Below are 23,501 nucleotides of genomic sequence, written 5' to 3' on the forward strand. Positions count from 1 at the left end.
ATGACCTTGCCTAGTCTGCGCCCGTTTGGGCAAAACTTCGTTTTCCTCCTGCTGGTTGCACTACCGCTTAGCGCGTGCAGTGGGCTGCCGGGATCGGACCCGACCAATTTCTATATTCTGCAAACTGCTACCCAGTTGGATACGAAAGGAACAACCGTTACGCTGGCGGAAGGAACTACAGTTGGTATTGGGCCAGTGCAGATTCCGGGTTATGCGGATCGGCCGCAGATTGTCACCTTCGGCAGCGGAGCCGCGATCAATGTGTCCGACTTCGATCACTGGGCGGAACCTTTGGGTGATGCGATCAAACGGGTGTTGACCAGTAATGTCGCGACCTTGATCGGGGAAGAAAAAGTCTTTTCCTACCCGGCGGATTTTCGCCCGGACAAGCAATCCCTTCAGGTTGCGGTTAATGTCATTGATATCACCGAGACAGGGGCAGGGATGGCGCGCCTGTCCGTGCGTTGGCATATCAAGGCGCTTTATGACAACAAAGTTCTTTCGCGGCAGGCGAAAATTTACGAGACTGCTGCCACGGTCGGTGATTACAACAGCTATGCCAAGGCGGTGAGCCAGCTTTTGGTAGAATTCTCACAAGATATTGCAACATCCCTTAACGGATTTAAATTGTCCTGATGACAAAAACGAATGTTCTTTTCGTCACTCTCGATCAGTGGCGCGCAGATCATCTCGCGGCAACCGGGAACGCGACCGTGAAGACACCCAATCTAGACGCGCTGGTGGGTGATGGCGTTACCTTCCTCAACCACTATACCTGCATCGCGCCCTGCGGCCCGTCGCGGACGACCTTTCTGACGGGCATGTACCCGAGTAATCACCGCTCCATCCGCAATGGCACGCCGCTCAATCACAGCCTGACCAATATCGCATTGGAAGTTCGAAATGGGGGATATGATCCAACTCTTTGGGGTTATACGGATACAACGCCGGATCCACGGCTGCTGGGGGAGGATCACGAGGCTTTCCTGACCTATGAAGGGGTGATGCCGGGCTTCACGGTGGGGCAGCAACTTCCTGCAAACAATATCCCTTGGCTCGAATATCTAGCAACGAAGGGCTATGATATTCCGGGACCGGGCTATGCGATCTATCATCCCGACCCGGACTATAAACTCCCACCCGGCCGTCATCCTCTCTCCGCGCCGAGCCGGTTCAAGGCCGAGGATAGCGAGACGCATTGGCTTGCGGACAGGTTAATCGATGGCCTGAAAAGTGATCCCGATACGCCATTCTTTCACCATCTTTCCTTTTTGCGGCCGCATCCGCCCTTTATCTCCCCACCGGAATATCATGACATGTATGATCCGGTAGATATGGTGAAGCCAGTAAAGGCCGCGACGCGTGATGAAATGCGAAGCCTGCATCCCGCCATTGCCCTGATGTATGAAGCAATCCCGCAGGATGCCTTTTTCATGGAAGGTGAGGGGCGTGCCGTGGATCTCGATGATGCCGCCGTGGCGCAGATCCGCGCGACCTATCAGGCGCTGATCACTGAGGCGGATCATAATCTCGGCCGCATTATCACGACGCTGAAAGAGCAGGGTCGCTATGATGAGACAATGATAGTCGTGACATCCGATCATGGGGAACAGCTGGGGGATCATTATCTATGGGGAAAAATCGGCTTTTATGATGAGAGCTTCCACATCCCGCTGATTATTAAACCACCGAAAAGCTGGGACGTTGCCACCGGGCGGCAGGTGAGCGAATTCACTGAATCCGTCGATCTGATGCCGACAATACTGGACGGGCTCGATCTCCCGATTCCGCGCCAATGCGACGGCCATTCGCTCATGCCCTTTATGCGTGGTGAAATGCCCGAGAACTGGCGTAAAGCGGTGCATTGGCTTTATGATTTTCGTGATCCGGTGACCGGAATGCCAGAAAAACTGCTCAATATCTCATCGGCGGAGTGCAACCTGCTTGTCCATCGGGATGCGGAGTTTAAGTATGTGCATTTTGCGGCCTTGCCGCCGCTATTGTTCGACATGAAAAACGATCCGGACGAAACGCGCAATCTGGCAGAAGATCCGGACTATCAAGGCATTGTGCTCAATTGCGTACAGGAGCTTCTCTCCTGGCGGATGCGATATGAGTATGGGGAACTGGTGAATTTGAGCGCATCGGACGACGGTCTCGTCGGCCATAGGCTATATTGATTGGCGGGGACAATATGAGAAATCTCGCGGAACGAAAAGAACTGATAGCCACGGTGCGAGAGATGAACGGGCTTGGCATCAATCAAGGCACGTCCGGCAATGCCAGTGTTCGTGTTGAGGGCGGCTATCTGGTTACTCCGTCAGGCATGGCTTATGAAGATCTGGAGCCCGACGATATCGTCGAGATGTCTTTTGAAGGTGAGGCGAAGGGAAAACGCAAACCCTCCAGCGAGTGGCGCTTTCATCAGGATCTTCTCAATTCCCGGTCGGACTTCGGTGCAATTGTCCATACCCACGGCAAAGCCGCCATGACGCTCGCCTGTCAGCGCATGGATCTGCCGCCTTTTCATTATATGATCGCGGTTGCAGGTGGGAACACAATCCGCTGCGCTGACTACGCGACATTCGGCACTCAGGAACTTTCCGATAATGCGTTGAAGGCGATTGAAGGTCGTAAGGCCTGCTTGCTTGCCAATCATGGGCTGCTCGCGGGAGGAGAAAGCCTCGCACGGGCGCTCTCACTCGCGGTCGAGGTAGAGACTTTATGCGACACATTTTGGCGCATTCTCCAGATCGGCGATCCCATCCTTCTGAGTGATGCGGAGATGGATGCCGTAAAAGAACAATTCAAAAAAGGCTATGGCATGCCAAAGGGAAATGAGTGAGCGGAAATCCCCACAGTAAATAAAGCCATCGGACGATAGGGGCTATCGCGGCGGCAGAAAATTGGCTAAAAAATTCATCTAAAACTGATTTGGAGGAAAACAATAATGACAATGACACTATCCAAAACCGATTTTCTGAATTCTGTCGGCACTGTGTATGGACCGGGGGAGTGGTTCAAGGTCGATCAGGACCGGATCAACAAATTCGCCGAGGCAACCGATGATTTCCAGTTCATTCATGTGGATCCGGAGCGCGCCGTCAAGGAGACACCGTTCGGCTCAACTATCGCCCATGGATTTCTGACCCTGTCACTGCTGGCGGGTCTTGTGCCGAAAATCCAGCCTAAGATCGAGAATGTCCAGATGGGCATCAACTATGGCATTGATAAATTGCGTTTCTTGCAGCCGGTCAAAGTGGATAGCGAAATTCGTGTCACTGCCAAGGTTCTCAGCATCGACGAGAAACGCCCGGGACAATATCTCACCAAAACTGAGATAACCGTGGAAATCAAGGGTTCGGGTAAGCCGGCCCTGATTGTTGAATGGTTGGGAATGACTTTCGTCGGCGAATAAGAACTATCCGTAAAATCAGAACGTTAAGGAGAGAAGATGAGCATTCGGTTTGATGACAGGGTGGCTATTGTTACTGGCGCCGGAAACGGACTGGGCAAGAGCCATGCGTTGCAGCTTGCGGCGCGCGGTGCGAAAGTGGTCGTCAATGATCTGGGCGGTGCCGTCGACGGTAGTGGCGGCTCATCCGATGCGGCGAAGGCTGTTGTGGCCGAGATTGAGGCGGCGGGTGGCGAGGCGATTGCCAACGGCGCGAACGTTACCGATATGGCCCAGGTCGAGGCGTTGGTGGCGGAGGCCATGGATAAATGGGGCCGTGTGGATATTCTGGTGAATAATGCGGGCGTTCTGCGCGATAAATCCTTCTCCAACGTCGAACTGGATGACTTCTCCTTTGTTCTGGATGTCCATCTGATGGGTTCAGTCAACTGCTCGAAGGCGGTCTGGGGCATCATGCGGGAGCAGAATTATGGCCGCATTGCCATGACCACTTCATCGAGTGGGCTTTACGGCAACTTTGGCCAGACCAACTATGGCGCGGCGAAGATGGGCGTTATCGGCCTGATGAATACGCTGGTGATCGAGGGCGCGAAATACGGCATCAAGGTAAATGCGCTCTCGCCCTGCGCCGCGACCCGTATGACCGAGGATATCATTCCTGAAAATCTTCTGGAACTGTTGACGCCGGAATCCGTGACTCCGGCACTCCTCTACATCGTTTCCGACGACAGCCCCAACCGCACGATCATCACGGCGGGCGCGGGCACCTATGCGCGCACCATCGTCTATGAGACAGGCGGCAAATGGCTTCCCGAGGAAGACCGCACGCCCGAGAAAATTGCTGAAAACTGGGCGGAAATTGCCGATGCGGCAACGCAGGCCGAATATACCAGCGGCAATGACCAGACGACCAACATGCTGACCAAGGCCGCGAACGGCCTCGGTATCAAGATCTAGGTCCGGTTCAAAAACGGGAGATTGAGGTTATTCTCCCTCGCGCATTCTATGGCCTCCTCATAACCGGCGTCGGCGTGGCGCATCACGCCCGTCGCCGGATCATTGAAGAGAACGCGGGCGATCCGTTCGTCCGCCTCTTTTGTGCCATCACAGACGATCACCATCCCGGCATGCTGGGAAAATCCCATCCCGACCCCGCCGCCGTGATGCAGGCTGACCCATGTCGCGCCGCTTGCTGTATTAAGCAATGCATTCAGGAGGGGCCAGTCAGAAACCGCATCCGATCCGTCCTTCATCCCCTCCGTCTCCCGATTGGGGCTGGCAACTGATCCTGAATCCAGATGATCGCGGCCAATCACGATGGGGGCGGAAAGCTCCCCCGTTCGCACCATTTCGTTAAAGGCGAGGCCGAGGCGATGGCGCTGTCCCAGCCCAACCCAGCAGATGCGGGAGGGAAGCCCCTGAAACTTGATCCGTTCCTTCGCCATGTCGAGCCAGTTATGCAGATGGGCATCATCGGGGATCAGCTCCTTCACCTTGGTGTCGGTCTTGAAGATATCCTCAGGGTCACCGGAAAGCGCGGCCCAGCGGAACGGCCCGATACCCCGGCAGAAGAGAGGGCGGATATAGGCGGGAACAAAACCCGGGAAATTGAAGGCGCTGTCGACCCCTTCCTCCAGCGCGACCTGACGGATGTTATTGCCGTAATCAACAGTCGGGATTCCGCGCTCCTGGAATTCCAGCATCGCCCGCACCTGCACCGCCATGGATTTGCGCGCCGCAATCTCGACGGACTTGGGATCATTTTCCCGCATCTGCTCCCACTGAGCGAGGGTCCAGCCCTGCGGCAGGTAGCCATTGACCGGATCATGGGCAGAGGTCTGGTCGGTCACGAGATCAGGCAGCATCTCGCCTTCGAGAATCTCCGGGAAGATATCTGCGGCGTTGCCAAGCAACCCGACGGAGACAGGCTTTCCGCGTTCATTGGCATCGCGGATGATGGCAAGAGCCTCGGGCAGGCTCACGGCTTTTTCATCGAGATAACCTGAACGCAGGCGGAAATCGATACTGCTCGGACGGCATTCAACGGCGAGCATAGAGGCACCGGCCATGGTCGCGGCCAGAGGCTGCGCGCCACCCATGCCGCCAAGGCCACCGGTCAGGATCCATTTACCCGACATGTCGCCGCCAAAATGCTGTCGCCCGGCTTCGGCAAAGGTCTCATAGGTGCCCTGCACAATGCCCTGACTGCCGATATAGATCCAGGACCCTGCTGTCATCTGGCCATACATCATCAGGCCCTTTTTATCGAGCTCGTTGAAATGGTCCCAGTTGGCCCAATGCGGCACGAGGTTGGAGTTGGCAATCAGGACACGGGGTGCATTCTCATGGGTCTTGAAGATGCCGACGGCCTTGCCCGACTGGACCAGCAGAGTTTCGTCCGTGTTGAGATCGCGTAAGGATCGCTGTATCTGGTCAAAGCAGTCCCAGTTGCGCGCCGCACGGCCAATCCCGCCGTAAACCACCAGCTCCGCCGGGTTCTCCGCGACATCAGGGTCGAGATTGTTCATCAGCATGCGAAGTGGTGCCTCGGTTAGCCAGCTCTTGCAGGAAAGTTTCGGGCCCGTCGGGGCCTTAATCACACGGCTGTTGTCTCGTCGGTTCGTCATGATGCCATTCCTTTATGTAACGACGCGGTTCCGCCCGAAGTCGAGCATGGTCTCCAGTATCAGTTTGAGAGTGGGTTGAAGTGCCGCTGCCTTCTCCGGCAGATAAGAAAAGGGCGTCTCTTCCTGCATGTAATCTTCCTGCGCGAGCTCCATTTGCAGTGCATGGATGTTGGTTGTCGGGTCACCGTAATGGCGCGTGATATAGCCGCCCTTGAACCGTCCGTTGAGCGCGTGGCTATAGGGGGACGCAGCAGCAATATTCTCAACGGATTCCGTGAGATCCGCATCTGCGGATATCCCGTCCCCCGTGCCGATATTCAGGGACGGCAGACGACCGTCAAAAAAGCGCGGGATGACAGAGCGGATGGAATGGCAGTCATAGAGCAGCACATAGCCATGGATAGCCTTGATCCGCTCGATTTCCTCCGTCAGGACGTCATGATAGGGCTGCCAGAAGACTCCGCGCCGTGTCTCGATTTCCTCGATGTCCGGCTCCAGCCCGTCCTGATATAACTTGCTGTTATCAAACAGGGTTGTCGGGCAAAGTTCCGTGACGCTCTGTCCTGGATAGAGTGGCGCCCCGTCGGGATCACGGTTCAGGTCGATGACGTAACGGGAGAAACGAGCCGTTAAAACCGTGGCGTCGAGTTCTTTCGCCATCGGTTGATAGAGGCGGTGGATATGCCAGTCTGTATCGGGCAGGGCCTTTGCCGCCTCCGTCAGGCGTCGCTCGATCGATGCGGGAACGTCGAGCCCTGCATGCGGCTGACTTAGGAGAAGAGGGGATGATCCCCGCGTTAATGTAAATACGTCGCCTTGCATATTAACTCTCCAGTGTATCGGGAAGGAAGTCGGCGAACTGCTTTCTAAGAGTGCCGCTCATCACCAGTTTTTTTGCGGCTTCGATGTCCGGGGAAAAGAACCGGTCTTCCTCGTAAGGATCAACGATTTTACGAATTTCCGCATGAAGCTTTTCAAGCGGGGCCGAGGTTTTTAGCGGGCTGCGTAGCTCAATCCCCTGTGTTGCCGCCAGAAGCTCAATCCCGACGATCGCCGCCGTATTCTCCGCCATACGTAGCGTTCGCCGCGCGCCATGCGTCGCCATGCTGACATGATCTTCCTGATTGGCGGAGGTCGGAATGCTGTCGACTGAGGCGGGAAAAGCCTGCTGCTTGTTCTCGCTGGCGAGTGCGGCGGCTGTCACATGGGCAATCATGAAGCCGGAATTAATCCCGGCGCTGGTCACCAGAAAAGCTGGCAAGCCGCTGATCGAGGTATCGACCAGCATGGCGATGCGTCGTTCCGACATGGAACCAATTTCGGCAATGGCGAGCGCGAGATTGTCGGCGGCAAAGGCCACTGGTTCGGCATGGAAATTACCACCCGAAATGACTTCGCCGGTTTCAACAAAGACAAGTGGATTATCAGATACGGCATTTGCCTCTATAATCAGGACGCTCGCAGCATGGCGCATCTGATCAAGGCAAGCGCCCATCACTTGAGGCTGGCAGCGCAGGCAATAAGGGTCCTGCACCTTTTCGCATTCTTCGTGGGACTTGCGAATTTCGCTTCCCTCGATCAGGGCGCGGTAACTCGCTGCCATTTCCATCTGCCCAATCTGCCCGCGCGCCGCGTGAATGCGGGTATCGAAGGGCGCATCAGTGCCTTGCGCTGCGTCCAACGACAGACTGCCCGCAAGTGTAGCGGCTGCGAGGAGCTTTTCGCCTTCGAACAGACCCGCAAGCGCAAGCGCGGCGGAGACCTGAGTCCCGTTCAGGAGCGCGAGGCCTTCCTTTGGACCGAGGGTGAGCGGCGGAATCATCAAGGCCTTCAAGGTGGCATCGGCGGGTACGATTTCTCCATTAAACCGGACATCGCCGATGCCCATCAGAGCTGCTGTCATATGGGCCAGGGGGGCAAGGTCACCGGACGCACCAACAGAGCCTTTTGACGGGATGCAGGGATAGATTCGATGCTCCAAAAAAGTCATCAAGGCTTCAATCACCGTCATGCGCACACCCGAAAATCCGCGCGCGAGACTCGCGGCTTTCATCGCCAAGACAAGTCGGACGATATTGTCATTCAGGAGAGGGCCAACGCCAGTGGAATGGGAAAGGACGAGATTTTTCTGTAACGCCTCCAGCTTGTCTTTCGGGATTATCTCCTGCGCGAGGCGGCCGAAGCCGGTATTGATGCCATACACAGTGCGGTTTTCATCGACGATATTCTTAACCGTTGCCGCGCTCGCCTCCACGGCATCCCGGCAAGCGGGATCAAGAGAGAGAGTGCGCTCCCCTTCATAAATCAAACGAAGTTCATCCAAGGTGAGATGACCTGGCGAGAGGACCATGTGTGTCGGATCGGTGTTCATAGATGACCTCCAAAATACCGCGAATGGAGCGGGTTAGAGCCAATGGATTGTGTGAGTTCTGATGGATGCTCGATATCCCAGACGGCAAGGTCGGCCAGCTTTCCGACTTCGAGCGTACCGATCTCCTTGCTTAAGCCGAGCGCCTTCGCGGCGTTGCGCGTAAAACCGGCAAGGGCCTCCTCCGGTGTCAGGCGGAAAAGTACGGCGGCCATATTCATCATCAACTGCGGGTTCGTCGTCGGGGAAGAACCGGGATTGCAGTCGGTGGCGAGCGCCATTGGTACGTCGTATTCGCGGAACAGTTCAATCGGTGGCTTTTGTGTCTCACGAAGGTAATAAAAGGCGCCGGGAAGGATCACCGCAACGGTGCCTGCCTTCGCCATTTCCACCACCCCCTTTTCGTCAATATATTCCAGATGATCGGCGGAGAGCGCCTTGAAATGCGCGGCGAGTTCCGCCCCGCGCTGATTGCTGAGCTGCTCCGCATGGATCTTGACCGGAATGTTCATCCTGTCGGCAGCCTTGAAAAGCTGGCGCACCTGGTCCTCGGAAAAGGCGATTTTCTCGCAGAAGGCGTCGATAGCGTCGACAAGGCCGAGCGCGTGAATGGTCGGCAGCATTTCGTGAATAACCTTCGCCATATAGCCGTCGCTGTCGCCCGCGAATTCCGGTGGCAGCGCATGGGCGCCGAGAAATGTCTTGAGAACCCGGACCGGATTGATCTCACCGAGTTGCTTGGCGACCTCCAGCATCTTGACTTCGTCTTCCAGATCGAGGCCGTAGCCTGATTTGATTTCCACTGTCGTCACGCCGGCATCGATCATGGCTTGCAGACGTGGCTGGCTTTCAGCGGCGAGATCGCTCTCGCTGGCCTCTCGTGTCGCCTTGACGGTGGAGAGAATACCGCCGCCCTGCGCGGCGATTTCCTCATAGGTCGCGCCATTCAGCGACATCTCGAATTCCTGGGCGCGATTGCCAGCATAGACAAGATGGGTGTGGCAATCGATCAGGCCCGGGGTGATCCAGCGGCCCTCGAGATCGATTACCTCGGGGGCGTCGGGCAGGCCGTCTTCCGCAAGGCCGAGCCAGCTGATCCTGTCACCCGTCACGGCGAGGGCATCGGCGTCAATCGCGCCATAGGGCTCGCCACCGGGTGTCATGGCGGCAAGATGTGCATTGATGAAAAGTCTGTCGCAAGTCGCTATCGCCATTTCTCCCATGCCCCATTTTAAATTTGTATATACAAATTATTATGATAAGATTTCTCTTATGATCAAGCATTTTTTTGACGAAATACTGTTATCTAACGGTTGGCAGCGAAATCAGTTCCTTGATATCTCCGAAAGCGGGGAAATTCTCGCTATAGGAGACGGAACCGCGAAGGAAGCGGAAGTAATCCATCGGGGATATGCGGTGCCGGGCATCGCCAATGTACATTCCCATGCGTTTCAGCGCGCGATGGCGGGCCTTGCGGAAGCAGCGGGACCGGCGGCGGATAGCTTCTGGAGCTGGCGTCAGGTCATGTATGGTTTCCTGCGCACGATCACGCCGGAGCAGCTGGAGATAATTGCCGCGCAGCTATATCTTGAAATGCTGAAGGCGGGGTTCACCTCGGTCGGGGAGTTTCACTACCTGCATCATGACAGGGATGGCACGGCGTACGCTGATCCCACGGAGATGAGTGGTAGAATTCTTGCGGCGGCGGAGCGGACGGGGATTGGTCTTACTTTGCTCCCCGTGTTGTATCGATACGGTGGTTTCGGGGGAGAGGCACCGCAGGATCATCAGCGCCGCTTTATTATGGAGGGAGATGAATTTCTCGTTCTCGTGCAACGCTTGCAGGACCGGTCGCAGGGAAGTGATTCCACTCTGGTTGGTGTTGCGCCGCACTCGCTGCGCGCGGTGGATCCGGCCTTGCTGCAAACCCTCCTCGCCGGAATCCCAAAGAACATGCCTTGTCATATACATATCGCCGAACAGCAGAAAGAGGTCGCGGATTGCCTTGACTGGTCAGGTGCACGGCCCGTCGAATGGCTGGCCGAAAATATGCATCTTGATGATCGCTGGTGCCTCATTCATGCCACCCATATCACGGAAACGGAGCGACGGGGCATCGTGCAGTCCGGGGTGGTTGCGGGGCTATGCCCGATCACGGAGGCAAATCTCGGTGACGGCATTTTCCCGGCAGGAGAGTTTCTGGAAGATGGCGGGCGGATCGCGCTCGGGTCGGACAGCAATATCTATATTTCCCTCGCGGAGGAGGTCCGGCTGCTGGAATATGGGCAGCGCCTTTTGAAAGAGCAGCGCAATGTCCTTGGCGATGAATTACACTCGACCGGTGCGCGGATTTTTTCAGCGGCGCTCTCCGGCGGGCATCAGGCGCTTGGCCGTCCGGGGAAGGAAGGTCTGCAGGTCGGTGGTTACGCCAATTTCGTTCTTCTCGACGGGGATCACCCGGCGCTTCTTGGCAAGCCGGCGCGGAAAATTCTCGATAGCTGGCTGTTCGCCGGCGATAACTCTGTGGTAAAGGATGTCGCGGTCAACGGCAAGCTGGTGATCAAGGATCGCCACCATGCGGAGGAGGAGGCAATCACCCATCGCTTCCGACGTGTGATAACGGAGCTGGCGGCCGGACACTAGATTTGGACAGCGTAGTGAATAACATTAATGACCTCAGAATAAATACTTCCGGCCCGCTCTATCAGCAGATCAAGGACCTGATTCTTCACAAGATTGGGACGGGAGAGTGGCGCGAGGGCGACAGGATCCCAACGGAACATGCCCTGGTTGAGGAGTTGAAAGCCTCCCGCATGACCATTAACCGGGCGCTTCGGGAATTGACGCAGGAGGGGGTTCTGGCGCGGCGGCAGGGCTCCGGCACCTTTGTCGCGCCGAGCAAGCTGGAATCCGGCCTTCTGGAAATCCGCAATATTGCGGCGGAAATTGCCAACCGTGGTGGGAAGCATAGCGCGGAACTCCTAAGCCTGAAAGAAATTACCGTGTCGATCGAGTTAAGGGAACTGATGGCCGGGCAGGGGGAGCGCCTTTTTCACTGCCTGATGTTGCATTCGGAGAATGGCGTACCTGTGGAACTGGAGGAACGCTATGTCAATCCGTCCCTTGTTCCGGCCTTTATCGAGCAGGATTTTTCAGACGAGACACCAAGCGGCTTCCTGATCCGCACCATGCCCTACAGCCATGCCGACCACCGCATCAGTGCCGATATCCCGACGGACGAGCAAAAACGCCTGCTGCAGCTGGAGGAGAACGAACCAGTTCTTACGTTGGAGCGGCATACCTACGCCGGGGAGCAGATGATCACCACGGTCCGGCTCTATCATCCGGGCAGCCGCTTTGCCTTTGGCGGGGCCTTTACGGCCGATCGCTAGACATTCGAATCCGCGAAGGAGGCCTTTCGCTTCGCCATGAACTCCTGCAACGCCTCATCAATGCCCTGATCGAGGGCGGGCGCCTGATAGTCGGCGAGCATCTGCTTCCAGATAGCGTTGGCGCGCGTGGCCGTGTCCTTGGAGCCGTCCGCCTGCCATTGTTCGACCGAGTTGTTGTCGGCGGTGCGGGACCGGTAGAAGGCATCCTCGAAATTCGCCTGCGTATGGGCGCAGCCGAGGAAATGGCCACCCGGCCCAACCTCACGCACCGCATCCATAGCCTGACCATTTTCAGAGACATCAATGCCGCGCGCCAACACTTCCATCATTGCGCACTGGTCAATATCCATGACGAATTTCTCGTAGGATGAACAGAGCCCGCCTTCCAGCCAGCCCGCCGCATGGAGCGAGAAGTTTACCCCGGAAAGAAGCGTCATCAGCAGCGTTTGCGCACTCTCATAGGCGGCCTGCGCGTCCGGCAGCTTGGAGGCTGTGAAGGATCCGCCGGAGCGGAACGGCAGGTTCAACCGCCGCGAAAGTTCCGCCGCCCCGTTCAACACGAGACTGCTTTCCGGGGTGCCGAAGGTTGGCGCGCCCGACTGCATGGAGATGGAACTGACGAATGTGCCGAAAATGACCGGGGTGCCCGGCTTGATGATTTGCGTGAGGGCGCAGCCAGCCAAAGCCTCCGCGAGTAGCTGGGACAGGGTGCCGGCACCCGAAACCGGGCTCATGGCGCCCGAGAGGATAAAGGGAGAGACGACGCAGGCCTGATTGTTCGCGGCGTAGGTCTTGAGGGCGCCAAGCATGGTTGCGTCAAAAGTCATGGGCGAGTTAGCGTTGATCAGGTTCAGCATCACGCAGTTGTTCTGCACGAACTCCTCCCCGAAGACGAGGGACGCCATATCGATGCTATCCTGCGCCCGTTCCGGCGCGGTGACCGATCCCATGAAGGGTTTGTCGGAATATTTGATATGGCTGTAGACCATGTCGAAATGCCGCTTGTTGACGGGCAGGTCGACCGGCTCGCAAACCGTGCCGCCGGAATGATGCATGGCGGGTGCCATATAGGCGAGCTTTACGAAATTCTCGAAATCCTTGATCGTGCCATAGCGGCGACCCTTGTCGAGATCATGCACAAAGGGCGGGCCGTAGACCGGCGCCAGCACCGTATTGTTCCCGCCGATCTGGACATTGTTTGCGGGGTTGCGGGCATATTGGGTAAACTCGGCCGGTGCGGTTTTGAGAAGCTGCTGGCAGAGGCCTTTCGGGAAATGCACGCGTGCACCCTGCACATCCGCCCCGACGGATTTCCAGAGCGCCAGCGATTCCGGGTCATCGCGGAATTCAAGGCCGATTTCTTCCAGGATCGTGTCGGCATTCGCCTCGATAATCTCAAGTGCCTCATTGCTGGTGAGGTTGGTAACGGGGATATTCCGCTTGATATAGGGGATATGACGGGCGTTGTTGCTCGCCCGTGCCTCACGGCGGGCATCGCGCCCTCTCCGATTGCTGCGACCTTCTCTTGCACTCATGATTTCCTCCAGCTTGTCTCACCAGACAGAAGCGCGTCTTTCATGAAATTAAATCGGATATCCAAGGGCGGACTAGCCAGTGGGCGTCTTTTTCCTGATTTCTCTGGCGAATATAGAACAGTCGCCGAAGGGGACGTCGAGGCGGGTGACAGGCATGACGGCTAAGGAACAGGGAGCGTCGGAGACCCGTTAGCGATTTAAAAGCGCAATCGCCACGGTGGACGGAGGGAAAATCTATGCCTCTCGGGCATGCTGCAGGGCAAAGGGGACGGACAAAATGAAATCACATGCGCGGGTAGTTGTCATTGGCGGCGGCGTTGTCGGGGTCAGTACACTTTATCATCTGACCAAGAAGGGGTGGTCCGATGTGGTCCTGCTGGAACGGACGGAACTCACCGCCGGATCGACCTGGCATGCGGCGGGGCTCCTCCCGCTTTTCAACATGAGCTATGCCGTCGGGCAGATCCATAAATACAGTGTTGACCTCTATAAAAGGCTGGAGGCCGAGACCGGACAGAATGTCAGCTTCCATGTCACCGGCAATCTCCGCCTTGCGACAAACAAGGAACGCATGGATGAATATCTCAAATACTGCGGAACCGCGAACACCATTGGCGTGCCTTATGAGATCATCACGCCGAAACAGGTGAAGGAACTCTGGCCGCTTTCCGATGTCGATGGGCTGGTCGGGGCGCTCTATCATCCCGATGACGGCCATATCGCGCCGGTGGATGTGACCAACGCCATGGCGATCGGCGCACGCAATGGCGGCGCCGAGATCAACCGCCATACAGAAGTCCTCTCCATTGAGCAGCAGAAGAACGGCGAATGGCTGGTTCGCACCAACAAGGGCGATATCACCGCCGAGCATGTGGTCAGCTGCACCGGCAACTACGCCCGCCAGACGCTCTCCATGGTCGGGCTTGATATTCCGGTCATCCCCGTGGAGCATCAGTATATTGTCACCGACGAAGTGCCGGAGCTGATCGAGCGCAAGAAGGCCGGCTTGCCGGAAATGGCCGTCCTGCGAGAGAGTGACGCGTCTTATTACCTGCGGGAGGAACGGCAGGGCTATATCCTCGGTCCATATGAGAAGGGCGCACCCGCCTGTTTCGTTGATGGCGTCCCGGATACCTTCGGGCAGGATCTGTTCCCCGGCGATCTCGAACGGCTCATGCCGCATGTGGAGGCGGCGATCAAGCGCGTGCCGACCTTTGCCGATGCGGGGATCAAGGATATCGTCAACGGCCCCATCGCCTATACCCCCGACGGCAGCCCGATGATCGGCCCGGCCTGGGGCCTTAAAAATTTCTGGATCAACGAAGGCCATAGCTTCGGCGTGACGGCGGCGGGCGGTTCCGGCTGGCAGCTCGCCGAATGGATCACCGAGGGCGAGCCCGGCATCGACATGATGGATGTCGACCCGCGCCGCTTCGGTGCCTATGCCACCAAGCCCTATACCAAGATCAAGAATGAGGAATGCTATGAGCATGTCTTCGTTATTCATTATCCCGATGAGGAGCGTGGAGCCGGTCGGCCACTCAAGATGAGCCCCTGTCATGACCGGATGGCGGCGCGCGGGGCAGTGTTCGGCCAACGTTATGGCTGGGAACGGCCCAACTGGTTTGCGCCGGAAGGGGTGGAGCCGAAGGATCAATGGAGCTTCCGGCGTTCCAACTATTTCGAGCATGTGGGTAATGAAGTGAAGAACATGCGAACAAACGCCGGACTAATCGATATCACCAGCTTCTCGAAATTCGAGGTGACAGGACCGGGAGCGGAGGCCTATCTCGACCGGCTTGTCTGTCGCAAGCTGCCGAAAGGCGTCGGGCGTATTAACCTCTCTCATGCGCTGAACAAGCGGGGCGGTATTCGCTCCGAATTCACCATCATGCGAGACGGGCCGGAAGCGTTCTATCTGGTCAGTTCCGGAGCGGCGGAACGATTTGATCATGATTATCTGCTGAAGCATTTACCGGATGACGGCTCGGTCCGCCTCGATAACGTCACAACGGCACATGGGGTGCTGGTGCTGGCGGGGCCGAAATCCCGCGATATCCTTCGCAAAATCACCGATGCCGACCTTTCCAACAATGGCTTTAAATGGCTGACCGGACAGCATATCACCGTCGGTCTGGCGCCTTGCCGGGCCCTTCGCGTTAATTTTGTCGGCGACCTCGGCTGGGAGCTGCATCACCCGATTGAGTATCAGAACCATATCTATGATGCGATTGTCGCGGCGGGGGAGGAATTCGGTCTCGGCATGTGCGGCATGCGCGCCATGGACAGCCTGCGGATGGAGAAAAACTACCGCATGTGGGGGCAGGACCTGACCCGTGAATATTCCGTGTTTGAGGCCGGGCTGGAGCGCTTCGTCCATCTCGACAAGGGCGATTTCATCGGCCGGGACGCGTTGATCAGGCAGAAGGAAGAGGGCGTGCCCCAATCCTTTGTCTGCCTTGAGGTGGACGGAATCACGGATGCCGATCCGCTGGGCAATGAGCCCCTCTACGATACAAGCGGAAATATTGTTGGCCGGGCGACAGCAGGAGCCTATGGCCACTGGGTTAAGAAGAGCCTGGCGCAAGGGTATATCAAGGCCGGGATGGAGGCTATTGGCACCAAGTTGGAGATTGAAATCCTCGGGGAGCGTTATCCCGCGACCGTCATTGATGAATCGATCTTTGACCCTGAAAATGAACGGTTGAGGGCCTGAAAATCGGAGGCTTTGTTCCGATTTCGACAAAAGTGTCGCAGGAAAATTATTCCATGTCTGCGCGGGAATAGTTTTGCGCGGCCGCTTATATGACACTTTTTCGATAGAGCAGAGCGCGTTTTTATTAGTCTGTGGAGATTTCGATGGAAGATGATGATATTGACCTCTCGGCCCTGGATGACGGGGAACTCGTCGAACAGATGCATGATGATCTGTATGACGGACTGGCGGATGAGATTTGCGAGGGGGTGAACATCCTTCTGGGGCGCGGCTGGGAGCCTTACAGGGTTCTGACTGAGGCTCTCGTTGAAGGGATGCGAATTGTCGGCATTGATTTCCGGGACGGCATCCTGTTCGTGCCGGAAGTGCTGCTGGCCGCCAACTCGATGAAGGCGGGCATGGCGATCCTGAAACCGCTGCTCGCTGAAACCGGTGCGCCAAAGGCCGGAAAGATGGTCATCGGCACGGTCAAGGGCGATATCCACGACATTGGCAAGAACCTTGTCATCATGATGATGGAAGGTGCGGGCTTCGAGGTGGTGGATCTCGGCATCAATAATCCGGTCGAGAAATATCTTGAGGCGCTGGAGGAACATAAACCCGACATCATCGGCATGTCGGCGCTGCTGACCACCACCATGCCCTATATGAAGGTCGTCATCGACACGATGAAGGAAAAGGGCATCCGCGACGATTATATTGTCATGGTCGGCGGCGCGCCGCTGAATGAGGAGTTTGCCGAAAGCGTCGGGGCCGATGCCTATGGCCGGGATGCAGCCATGACTGTGGAAATTGCCCAGAAAATGGTCGCCGAACGCCGCGCGGCCTGACGTCATGACCGGAGGAGCGTGATATGACAGCTGCGCCGGGGAAAACGCTTTTAATCGCCTGCGGCGCGCTGGCAGAGGAATGTTTCGCCGTGATCCGGGCAAATGGCTGGGATCATATGGAGGTGACCTGCCTGCCGGCCAAGCTGCATAACCGGCCGGCCCTGATCCCCGAGGCAATGCGGAAAAAGATCCATGAAAATCGCGACCGGTTCGACCAGATTCTCGCCCTCTATGGCGATTGCGGGACGGGCGGCGGGCTCGATAAGGTGCTGAAAGAGGAGGGCGTTGAGCGGATTGCCGGCGCTCATTGCTATGAATTCTATACCGGTGCGACGGCGTTTGCGGCAATTGCCGATGCGGAACCCGCCACCTTTTATCTAACGGACTTTCTCGCCCGGCATTTCGACCGGCTGATCATCGAGGGGCTCGGCATTGACAAGCACCCGGAGCTGTTACCGCTTTATTTTGGTAACTATGAAAAGCTGCTCTACCTCTCTCAAATTGAAAATAAAGACCTTCAGGAAAAGGCGCGCGCGGCGGCGGATCGTCTCTCCCTGCGTTACGAGTATCGGTTCACCGGATTATCCGGCATTGGCGATTTTCTGAACCAGAAGGCGGGGTAAGGCGATGGCGCAACTTTCCATTCTGTATTGGCGCGATATTCCGTCCCAGGTCGTAGTCAAGCAGGGGCGACAGAACGCCAAGATCCTGCTTTCCGACCGGTTTCAGGAGGCGATTGATATGGCCGCCATGCGCGACAAATCCCATGACAGCGATGCCTATCTCGAGGGTTGGCGCAAGGGCGACCCCGAAAGCGTTGAGGGTGATCTTCAGGCCGCGGCGGAAGCATGCGCAAACTCGCTGGAGACGACGTATGATGACGCCGCGCTCCGGGCGCTGGTTGTCTCCGGCGGCCGGAAGGAGGGTTGATGCCGAAACCCGCTTATCAACCCGCAAGCCGCAGTCCCGTTCCCCGCTCACGCGCCTTTTACTCGGTGCGGCTATGGTCCGTGCGCCATTCCCGTGGGCTGGAGCGAATCTACAAGCTTCTGGCGGGTGTTTTTCTGAAACTGCACCCGTTCTGGAAGTTCGTTGGCTACAAGCGTGCGGAAAAGCCGGTGGTGCTGATTGAGAAGACAGTGAAGAGCTTTCTTTTCGACTGCCGGATGTGCGGGCAATGCGTGCTCAGCGATACCGGCATGTCCTGCCCGATGAATTGCCCGAAATCCCTGCGCAACGGTCCGTGCGGCGGGGTGAGGGCGAACGGCAATTGCGAGGTGGAGCCGGACATGCCCTGCGTCTGGGTTCAGGCCTGGAAGGGCAGCCGGAATATGCGGGCGGGAGATAACATCCTGCATGTCCAGCCGCCGGTCGATCATTCCTACCGCGGTTCCTCCGCCTGGCTGCGGGCAACTGCCCAATCTGCGGAGGAGAAAGATGCGCAGAAGGCAGAGGCTGTTTGACATGAGTACGCCTGCGCCCCACGACATAAGCTCACCTCTGCCGCCGCTGCCGGGTCATACTTCCCGCGGGCGGCTGGAACGGGTGCTGCGCGCCGGTGAATTTGCGGTCACGGCCGAGCTTAACCCGCCTGACAGCGCGGATCCTAACGAGGTTTTTGATCGCGGCGCAGTTTTTGATGGCTGGGTGGACGGGATCAATGCGACGGATGGATCTGGCGCCAATTGCCATATGTCCTCCGTCGGAATCTGCGCGCTTCTGACCCGTGTCGGCTATTCCCCGATCATGCAGATTTCCTGCCGCGATCATAACCGCATTGCCATTCAGGGAAATGTGCTCGGTGCGGCGGCGATGGGGGTGAACAATATCCTGTGTCTTACCGGCGACGGGGTGCAGGCGGGGGACCAGCCCGGCGCCAAGCCGGTCTTTGATCTGGATTGCATGTCGCTGCTCCGGACCATTCGCCTGATGCGTGATGAGGGGCGGTTCTTGTCCGGGCGCAAGATCACCTCTCCGCCGCAGGTATTTTTGGGCGCGGCGATTAATCCATTCGCGCCACCTTACGACTTCCGGCCCTTGCGCCTTGCAAAAAAATTTGAGGCCGGGGCGCAGTTCGTGCAGTCGCAATACTGTTTCGATGCACCCATGCTGGAACGTTATATGGATCAGGTGCGTGATTTAGGGCTGGATGAGCAATGCTATATCCTGATCGGGGTTGGGCCTTTGGCCTCCGCGCGGGCCGCCAAATGGATCCGGAGCAATGTGCCGGGCATCCATATTCCGGATTCAATTATCGACCGGCTGGAAGGCGCGGCAGATCAAAAGCTGGAAGGCAAGAAAATCTGTATCGAGATGCTCCAGCAGGTGCGGGAGATGACGGGGGTCTCTGGCGCACATGTCATGGCCTATCGGCAGGAAGAACTGGTCGCGGAAATTGTCCATGAATCCGGTATATTGAAGGGCCGCCGGCCTTGGACGCGCGAAAGTAATCCGGATTTCGAGGCAGTCACCGAGGCCTTTGAAACCGCCAAGGATCAGTTTGAACATCCCATTGATCCAGAGGAGGCGGTCGCTGCCGCTTTTGAGGAACACTAAGTCGTTCCTGAACAAGAGAATTAGCGGTTCTGCCGTTTAATGAATGTGAGTGACAATTGGCGAAAGCCCCGTTTATTGAAGGTATGGCAGCATGACGGATACCCTTATTTCCTCAGCGACTCGGGAAGTTATCATCGGGTTTGAACGCCCTTTCGTGATTATCGGGGAGCGTATCAACCCGACCGGTCGCAAGCTCCTTGCCGAGGAAATGAAGAATGGGGACTACAGCCGCGTGGAATCGGATGCGCTGGCGCAGGTTGCCGCCGGAGCCCAAATGCTGGATGTAAATGCGGGAATTCCACTCGCTGATGAGCCACGCATTCTGGCGGAGGCGATCCAGTTGGTGCAGAGCCTGACCGACGTACCGCTCTCCATTGACAGTTCCATCGTTGCCGCGCTGGAGGCAGGCCTTGCCGTGTATCAGGGCAAGCCGCTCGTAAACTCCGTTACCGGCGAGGAAGATCGGCTGGAAACGGTTCTTCCGCTGGTCAAGAAATATGGCGCGGCGGTCGTTGCCATCTCCAATGATGAAACCGGTATTTCAGAAGACCCGAACGTCCGTTTTGCGGTTGCCAAGAAGATTGTCGAGCGGGCGCAGGATTACGGCATTCCGGCCTCCGATGTCGTGGTTGACCCGCTGGTGATGCCGGTGGGGGCACTCAATGATGCAGGGCGGCAGGTGATGTCGCTGGTCCGTCGCCTGCGCGAGGAGCTGAAAGTCAATACGACCTGCGGCGCGTCCAACTTCAGTTTCGGCCTGCCCAACCGCCACGGCATGAACGCGGCATTCCTTTCCATGGCGATCGGCGCGGGCATGACGTCCGCCATTACCAATCCGCTGCACGAACCGGAGATGGCGGCCATCAAGGGGGCGAATGTGGTCATGGGGCATGATCCGAACTGCGTGAAATGGATCAAGACATTCCGTGAACCCGCCGCCGAAGGCAGCGAGGAGGCCCGTCGTGCCAGTCGTCGACGGAGACGCAATGCCTGATCGGTCGCTGGGAAAAGAGGAAACCCATCTGATCGCTTTCATGCCGTCGGGCAAGCGAGGGCGCTTTCCCCATGGAACGCCGGTGTTGGAGGCTGCGCGTCTTCTCGGGGTAGATATCGACAGTGTGTGCGGTGGACGCGGGATTTGCGGCCGTTGTCAGGTAGATTTGACCGTAGGCCGCTTTTCCAAGCATGGGGTGACCAGCCGGGAAGATTCGCTCTCTCCTTTCAACGAGGTTGAAGAAAATTACAAGGGGCGCCGCAAGCTGAAGGAGGGGCGTCGCCTCAGTTGTCAGGCGCAGCTTCTGGGTGACGCAGTCATCGATGTGCCTGCCACCAGCCAGGTGCATAAGCAGGTCGTTGTCAAACAGGTGGATGATCGCAAGATCGAGATGGACCCGGCGATCCGGCTGCATTTTGTGCAGGTGCTGGAACCGGATATGCATAATCCCACCGGCGATTTTGAGAGGCTTTGCGCTGCATTGAAGCAGCAATGGGATCTTGATGATCTGGAATGTGATATCCGGACCTTGCAGACCCTGCAAAAGACATTGCGGGCGGGGAACTGGAACGTTACGGTTGCCGTGCATCGCGGCACGCGGATCACAAAAATCTGGCCCGGTTTCAACAGTCATGCTTATGGTATCGCCGTCGATGTTGGCTCCACCACCATCGCCATGCATCTTTGTGATCTCTCCACCGGGGCAGTGATTGCCTCGGCAGGAATGATGAACCCGCAGATCCGTTATGGCGAAGACCTGATGAGTCGGGTCTCGTATGTAATGATGAACCCGGGCGGGGAACTCCTGCTGACGGAAGCGGTGCGCGGCGGCATCAATGACCTGATCGCGGAGGTAACAAACGAGGCGAAGGTTGATCCGGACGATATCCTGAACGCGGTTTTTGTCGGCAACCCGATCATGCACCATCTACTGCTCGGGATTGATCCGACAGAACTCGGCGGTGCGCCATTTGCACTGGCCACCAATTCGGGCATGATCGTCTGGGCGAGCGAGGTCGGCATGATTTCCAACCCCGATTGTCGTGCCTATTTCCTGCCCTGTATCGCGGGACATGTAGGGGCTGATACGGCGGCGGTCATTCTGTCGGAGGCTCCGTATTTGCAGGAGCAGATGACCCTTATTATTGATGTCGGTACCAATGCGGAGATTGTGTTGGGCAATAACGAGCGATTGCTGGCCGCCTCATCGCCAACCGGTCCGGCGTTTGAGGGCGCGCAGATTTCCTGTGGCCAGCGGGCGGCGGCAGGCGCAATTGAACGCGTTCGCATCGATCCTGAAACATTGGAGCCGCGCTTCAAGGTGATCGGTTCCGATCTCTGGTCGAATGAGCCGGGGTTTGAGGAAGCGACGAAGAAAATCGGGATTACCGGCATTTGCGGTTCCGGCATCATTGAGGTGATGGCGGAGATGTATCTCGCGGGCATTTTAAGCAGCGATGGCGTGATTGACGGATCCATGTCAGCGAAAAGCCCGCGTGTGGTCGCTGATGGTCGGACTTTTTCCTATGTCATCCGCGACGGTGAGAGCGAGATCAAAATATACCAGACGGACGTTCGAGCGATCCAGCTGGCGAAGGCGGCTCTCTATGCAGGGGCGAAGCTGCTGATGGACCGTCTTGATCTGGAGAAGGTGGACCGCATCCAACTCACCGGCGCGTTCGGCAGCCATATCGACACTAAATATGCCATGGTGCTCGGCATGATTCCCGATTGCGATTTGAGCGAAGTTCAGGCCGTCGGCAATGCGGCGGGTGTTGGTGCGCGCATCGCACTTCTAAACAATGCGGCGCGGGATGAGATTGAGGAACTGGTGAAAACGGTTGAGAAAATCGAAACCGCCGTCGAGCCAAAATTCCAGCAGTATTTCGTGGAAGCCATGGCCATACCCCATAAAACAGCGTCCTATCCGGAGCTATCGAAGGCTGTCAAAATGCCTGCACCCAAAGTTCTCTCCGATACGTCATCGGAAGGAGGACGCCGCCGTCGACGTCGGAACCGGGTAGACGCTGATTAATGGCGGACGCGCCGCTCATCACTCGGGGTGCGGCCAAAATGTTCGCGGTGGCATTTTGAGAAATGCGAGGCTGAGACAAAGCCACAGGCAAGCGCCACCTCGATAATCGGCAGACTGGTCTGTGTCAGGAGATAGCGCGCCCGGTCGAGCCGTAGACCGAGATAGTAGCGGGTCGGCGAATAATCGAGATATTTCTGGAACAGTCTTTCAAGCTGCCGGGTGGAGAGGCCGACATTGGTGGCTAGATCACTGCAACTCAACGGTTCTTCCAGATTGTCTTCCATGCAAGCAATGGCGGCCAGCAGTTTGGGGTGGGAGATGCCGAGGCGAGCCCGCAGCTCCATCCGTTGGCGCTCCGTTCCCTCTCGGATACGGTGATAGATCAACTGATCAGCGACACCGAGGGCCAGTTCCTGGCTGATTTGATTCGCGATCAGGCTCAGCATCATATCGAGGGAGGCCGTGCCGCCGGCGCAAGTGTAGCGGTTTCGGTCAATCTCAAAGAGTTCAGAGGTGATATCGAGTTCGGGAAAATCCTCTATAAAGCCCGACAAATTCTCCCAATGGATGGTGCAGCGATAGCCTTTTAACAGTCCGGCTTTCGCCAGCACATGCGGCCCTGTACATATGGCGCCGAGGCTAGAGCCGTGGGATGAGAGCCGCCGCAAGGTCGAAATGATTTGCGGTTCCGTGTGCTTCTGGATATTGACCCCGCCGCAGGTGAATACGGTGGGTAGCGCGGGCATATCAGAGATGCTTCCCTGCACGGAAAATTCAATTCCGGCGGAGCTGACGGCCGGCTTGCCATCGATGGAAAAGCATTCCCAGCTGTAGATGGTTTCGTTGCTGAGGCGATTGGCCAGCCGAAGCGGTTCAACGGCTGAGATGAATGCAAGCGATGAAAATTCGGGCAGCAAACAAAAACCAATTCTATGCTTTGCGCCCGTGGCCTCCGTTTCACTGTCCAAATTCGTGACTTCCAGCAAATTTATTCCATCAGGATCTAAACGCTAATTCAGATTCGATAAAAGAC

Annotated in this window: 21 protein-coding genes; 15 read left to right on the forward strand and 6 right to left on the reverse strand. The window is 57.1% G+C overall.

Annotated elements, in window-relative coordinates; all coding sequences use genetic code 11:
- From LKE13_RS12880 to LKE13_RS12900, 5 genes are all read left to right on the forward strand, one after another.
- The gene (locus LKE13_RS12880; RefSeq protein ID WP_227951779.1) at positions 1 to 636 is read left to right on the forward strand and encodes a membrane integrity-associated transporter subunit PqiC; all 636 of its coding nucleotides are present in this window, start codon (positions 1 to 3) and stop codon (positions 634 to 636) included.
- On the forward strand, positions 636 to 2,180 hold the full coding sequence (locus LKE13_RS12885) for an alkaline phosphatase family protein (RefSeq protein ID WP_227951780.1): 1,545 nt from the start codon (positions 636 to 638) through the stop codon (positions 2,178 to 2,180). The genes LKE13_RS12880 and LKE13_RS12885 overlap by 1 nt, the downstream gene beginning before the upstream one ends.
- Positions 2,181 to 2,194: 14 nt before the next feature.
- Positions 2,195 to 2,845: a class II aldolase/adducin family protein gene (locus LKE13_RS12890; RefSeq protein ID WP_227951781.1), complete on the forward strand. Its 651-nt coding sequence runs from the start codon at positions 2,195 to 2,197 to the stop codon at positions 2,843 to 2,845.
- Between the two features lie 105 nt (positions 2,846 to 2,950).
- Entirely contained in the window at positions 2,951 to 3,418 is a 468-nt protein-coding gene (locus LKE13_RS12895; protein ID WP_227951782.1) for a MaoC family dehydratase, read from the forward strand.
- A 36-nt stretch (positions 3,419 to 3,454) separates the two neighbouring features.
- Positions 3,455 to 4,372, forward strand: coding sequence for an SDR family NAD(P)-dependent oxidoreductase (locus LKE13_RS12900; RefSeq protein ID WP_227951783.1), 918 nt, complete (start codon positions 3,455 to 3,457; stop codon positions 4,370 to 4,372).
- On the opposite strand, the gene hutU is transcribed toward LKE13_RS12900, so the two are convergent.
- From hutU to hutI, 4 genes are read right to left on the reverse strand one after another with little or no spacing between them, the layout of a single operon-like run.
- Complete coding sequence (gene hutU / locus LKE13_RS12905) at positions 4,369 to 6,042, reverse strand: urocanate hydratase (protein WP_227951784.1); 1,674 nt, start codon at positions 6,040 to 6,042, stop codon at positions 4,369 to 4,371. The genes LKE13_RS12900 and hutU overlap by 4 nt on opposite strands.
- A 12-nt stretch (positions 6,043 to 6,054) precedes the next feature.
- Positions 6,055 to 6,864, reverse strand: a complete 810-nt coding sequence (hutG, locus tag LKE13_RS12910) for an N-formylglutamate deformylase (protein WP_227951785.1) — start codon at positions 6,862 to 6,864, stop codon at positions 6,055 to 6,057.
- Position 6,865: 1 nt separating this feature from the next.
- The gene (hutH, locus tag LKE13_RS12915) at positions 6,866 to 8,413 is read right to left on the reverse strand and encodes a histidine ammonia-lyase (protein ID WP_227951786.1); all 1,548 of its coding nucleotides are present in this window, start codon (positions 8,411 to 8,413) and stop codon (positions 6,866 to 6,868) included.
- Positions 8,410 to 9,624 (reverse strand): imidazolonepropionase, encoded by a 1,215-nt coding sequence (hutI, locus tag LKE13_RS12920; RefSeq protein WP_227951787.1) that lies wholly within the window; start codon positions 9,622 to 9,624, stop codon positions 8,410 to 8,412. Before hutI ends, hutH begins: the two co-directional genes overlap by 4 nt.
- A 58-nt stretch (positions 9,625 to 9,682) precedes the next feature.
- On the opposite strand from hutI, the gene LKE13_RS12925 reads away from it, so the two are divergent.
- Positions 9,683 to 11,053, forward strand: coding sequence for a formimidoylglutamate deiminase (locus tag LKE13_RS12925; protein ID WP_227951788.1), 1,371 nt, complete (start codon positions 9,683 to 9,685; stop codon positions 11,051 to 11,053).
- 14 nt (positions 11,054 to 11,067) lie between these two features.
- Positions 11,068 to 11,802: a histidine utilization repressor gene (gene hutC / locus LKE13_RS12930; RefSeq protein ID WP_227951789.1), complete on the forward strand. Its 735-nt coding sequence runs from the start codon at positions 11,068 to 11,070 to the stop codon at positions 11,800 to 11,802.
- On the opposite strand, the gene LKE13_RS12935 is transcribed toward hutC, so the two are convergent.
- Positions 11,799 to 13,337, reverse strand: coding sequence for a trimethylamine methyltransferase family protein (locus LKE13_RS12935; protein WP_227951790.1), 1,539 nt, complete (start codon positions 13,335 to 13,337; stop codon positions 11,799 to 11,801). The genes hutC and LKE13_RS12935 overlap by 4 nt on opposite strands.
- 277 nt (positions 13,338 to 13,614) lie before the next feature.
- Between LKE13_RS12935 and LKE13_RS12940 the strand changes: the two genes are divergently transcribed.
- The 8 genes from LKE13_RS12940 (at position 13,615) to LKE13_RS12975 (ending at position 22,468) form a co-directional block, all read left to right on the forward strand.
- The gene (locus LKE13_RS12940) at positions 13,615 to 16,053 is read left to right on the forward strand and encodes a GcvT family protein (RefSeq protein ID WP_227951791.1); all 2,439 of its coding nucleotides are present in this window, start codon (positions 13,615 to 13,617) and stop codon (positions 16,051 to 16,053) included.
- A 143-nt stretch (positions 16,054 to 16,196) separates the two neighbouring features.
- Positions 16,197 to 16,883 (forward strand): corrinoid protein, encoded by a 687-nt coding sequence (locus LKE13_RS12945; RefSeq protein ID WP_227951792.1) that lies wholly within the window; start codon positions 16,197 to 16,199, stop codon positions 16,881 to 16,883.
- 23 nt (positions 16,884 to 16,906) lie between these two features.
- Positions 16,907 to 17,506 carry a DUF1638 domain-containing protein gene (locus tag LKE13_RS12950; RefSeq protein WP_227951793.1) on the forward strand — a complete coding sequence of 200 codons (600 nt, stop codon included), beginning with the start codon at positions 16,907 to 16,909 and terminating at the stop codon, positions 17,504 to 17,506.
- 4 nt (positions 17,507 to 17,510) lie between these two features.
- Positions 17,511 to 17,813 (forward strand): virulence factor, encoded by a 303-nt coding sequence (locus LKE13_RS12955; protein WP_227951794.1) that lies wholly within the window; start codon positions 17,511 to 17,513, stop codon positions 17,811 to 17,813.
- Positions 17,813 to 18,346 carry a methylenetetrahydrofolate reductase C-terminal domain-containing protein gene (locus LKE13_RS12960; protein WP_227951795.1) on the forward strand — a complete coding sequence of 178 codons (534 nt, stop codon included), beginning with the start codon at positions 17,813 to 17,815 and terminating at the stop codon, positions 18,344 to 18,346. The genes LKE13_RS12955 and LKE13_RS12960 overlap by 1 nt, the downstream gene beginning before the upstream one ends.
- Position 18,347: 1 nt before the next feature.
- Positions 18,348 to 19,439 carry a methylenetetrahydrofolate reductase gene (locus LKE13_RS12965; RefSeq protein ID WP_227951796.1) on the forward strand — a complete coding sequence of 364 codons (1,092 nt, stop codon included), beginning with the start codon at positions 18,348 to 18,350 and terminating at the stop codon, positions 19,437 to 19,439.
- A 91-nt stretch (positions 19,440 to 19,530) separates the two neighbouring features.
- Positions 19,531 to 20,433: a methyltetrahydrofolate cobalamin methyltransferase gene (locus tag LKE13_RS12970; RefSeq protein ID WP_227951797.1), complete on the forward strand. Its 903-nt coding sequence runs from the start codon at positions 19,531 to 19,533 to the stop codon at positions 20,431 to 20,433.
- On the forward strand, positions 20,426 to 22,468 hold the full coding sequence (locus LKE13_RS12975; RefSeq protein ID WP_227951798.1) for an ASKHA domain-containing protein: 2,043 nt from the start codon (positions 20,426 to 20,428) through the stop codon (positions 22,466 to 22,468). The genes LKE13_RS12970 and LKE13_RS12975 overlap by 8 nt, the downstream gene beginning before the upstream one ends.
- On the opposite strand, the gene LKE13_RS12980 is transcribed toward LKE13_RS12975, so the two are convergent.
- Positions 22,465 to 23,436: a GlxA family transcriptional regulator gene (locus LKE13_RS12980; protein WP_227951799.1), complete on the reverse strand. Its 972-nt coding sequence runs from the start codon at positions 23,434 to 23,436 to the stop codon at positions 22,465 to 22,467. The two genes, LKE13_RS12975 and LKE13_RS12980, sit on opposite strands and share 4 nt — an antisense overlap.
- Positions 23,437 to 23,501: the final 65 nt, after the last annotated feature.

The sequence above is a fragment of the Sneathiella sp. HT1-7 genome (assembly GCF_020731145.1).
In the GTDB taxonomy this organism is placed as follows: Bacteria; Pseudomonadota; Alphaproteobacteria; order Sneathiellales; family Sneathiellaceae; genus Sneathiella.

Bases quoted from the DNA above. Each gene is read 5' to 3' on its own strand.
- LKE13_RS12880 (WP_227951779.1), top strand. From the start codon at position 1: ATGACCTTGCCTAGTCTGCGCCCGTTTGGGCAAAACTTCGTTTTCCTC.
- LKE13_RS12885 (WP_227951780.1), top strand. From the start codon at position 636: ATGACAAAAACGAATGTTCTTTTCGTCACTCTCGATCAGTGGCGCGCA.
- LKE13_RS12890 (WP_227951781.1), top strand. From the start codon at position 2,195: ATGAGAAATCTCGCGGAACGAAAAGAACTGATAGCCACGGTGCGAGAG.
- LKE13_RS12895 (WP_227951782.1), top strand. From the start codon at position 2,951: ATGACAATGACACTATCCAAAACCGATTTTCTGAATTCTGTCGGCACT.
- LKE13_RS12900 (WP_227951783.1), top strand. From the start codon at position 3,455: ATGAGCATTCGGTTTGATGACAGGGTGGCTATTGTTACTGGCGCCGGA.
- hutU (WP_227951784.1), bottom strand. From the start codon at position 6,042: ATGACGAACCGACGAGACAACAGCCGTGTGATTAAGGCCCCGACGGGC.
- hutG (WP_227951785.1), bottom strand. From the start codon at position 6,864: ATGCAAGGCGACGTATTTACATTAACGCGGGGATCATCCCCTCTTCTC.
- hutH (WP_227951786.1), bottom strand. From the start codon at position 8,413: ATGAACACCGATCCGACACACATGGTCCTCTCGCCAGGTCATCTCACC.
- hutI (WP_227951787.1), bottom strand. From the start codon at position 9,624: ATGGCGATAGCGACTTGCGACAGACTTTTCATCAATGCACATCTTGCC.
- LKE13_RS12925 (WP_227951788.1), top strand. From the start codon at position 9,683: ATGATCAAGCATTTTTTTGACGAAATACTGTTATCTAACGGTTGGCAG.
- LKE13_RS12935 (WP_227951790.1), bottom strand. From the start codon at position 13,337: ATGAGTGCAAGAGAAGGTCGCAGCAATCGGAGAGGGCGCGATGCCCGC.
- LKE13_RS12940 (WP_227951791.1), top strand. From the start codon at position 13,615: ATGAAATCACATGCGCGGGTAGTTGTCATTGGCGGCGGCGTTGTCGGG.
- LKE13_RS12945 (WP_227951792.1), top strand. From the start codon at position 16,197: ATGGAAGATGATGATATTGACCTCTCGGCCCTGGATGACGGGGAACTC.
- LKE13_RS12950 (WP_227951793.1), top strand. From the start codon at position 16,907: ATGACAGCTGCGCCGGGGAAAACGCTTTTAATCGCCTGCGGCGCGCTG.
- LKE13_RS12955 (WP_227951794.1), top strand. From the start codon at position 17,511: ATGGCGCAACTTTCCATTCTGTATTGGCGCGATATTCCGTCCCAGGTC.
- LKE13_RS12960 (WP_227951795.1), top strand. From the start codon at position 17,813: ATGCCGAAACCCGCTTATCAACCCGCAAGCCGCAGTCCCGTTCCCCGC.
- LKE13_RS12965 (WP_227951796.1), top strand. From the start codon at position 18,348: ATGAGTACGCCTGCGCCCCACGACATAAGCTCACCTCTGCCGCCGCTG.
- LKE13_RS12970 (WP_227951797.1), top strand. From the start codon at position 19,531: ATGACGGATACCCTTATTTCCTCAGCGACTCGGGAAGTTATCATCGGG.
- LKE13_RS12975 (WP_227951798.1), top strand. From the start codon at position 20,426: ATGCCTGATCGGTCGCTGGGAAAAGAGGAAACCCATCTGATCGCTTTC.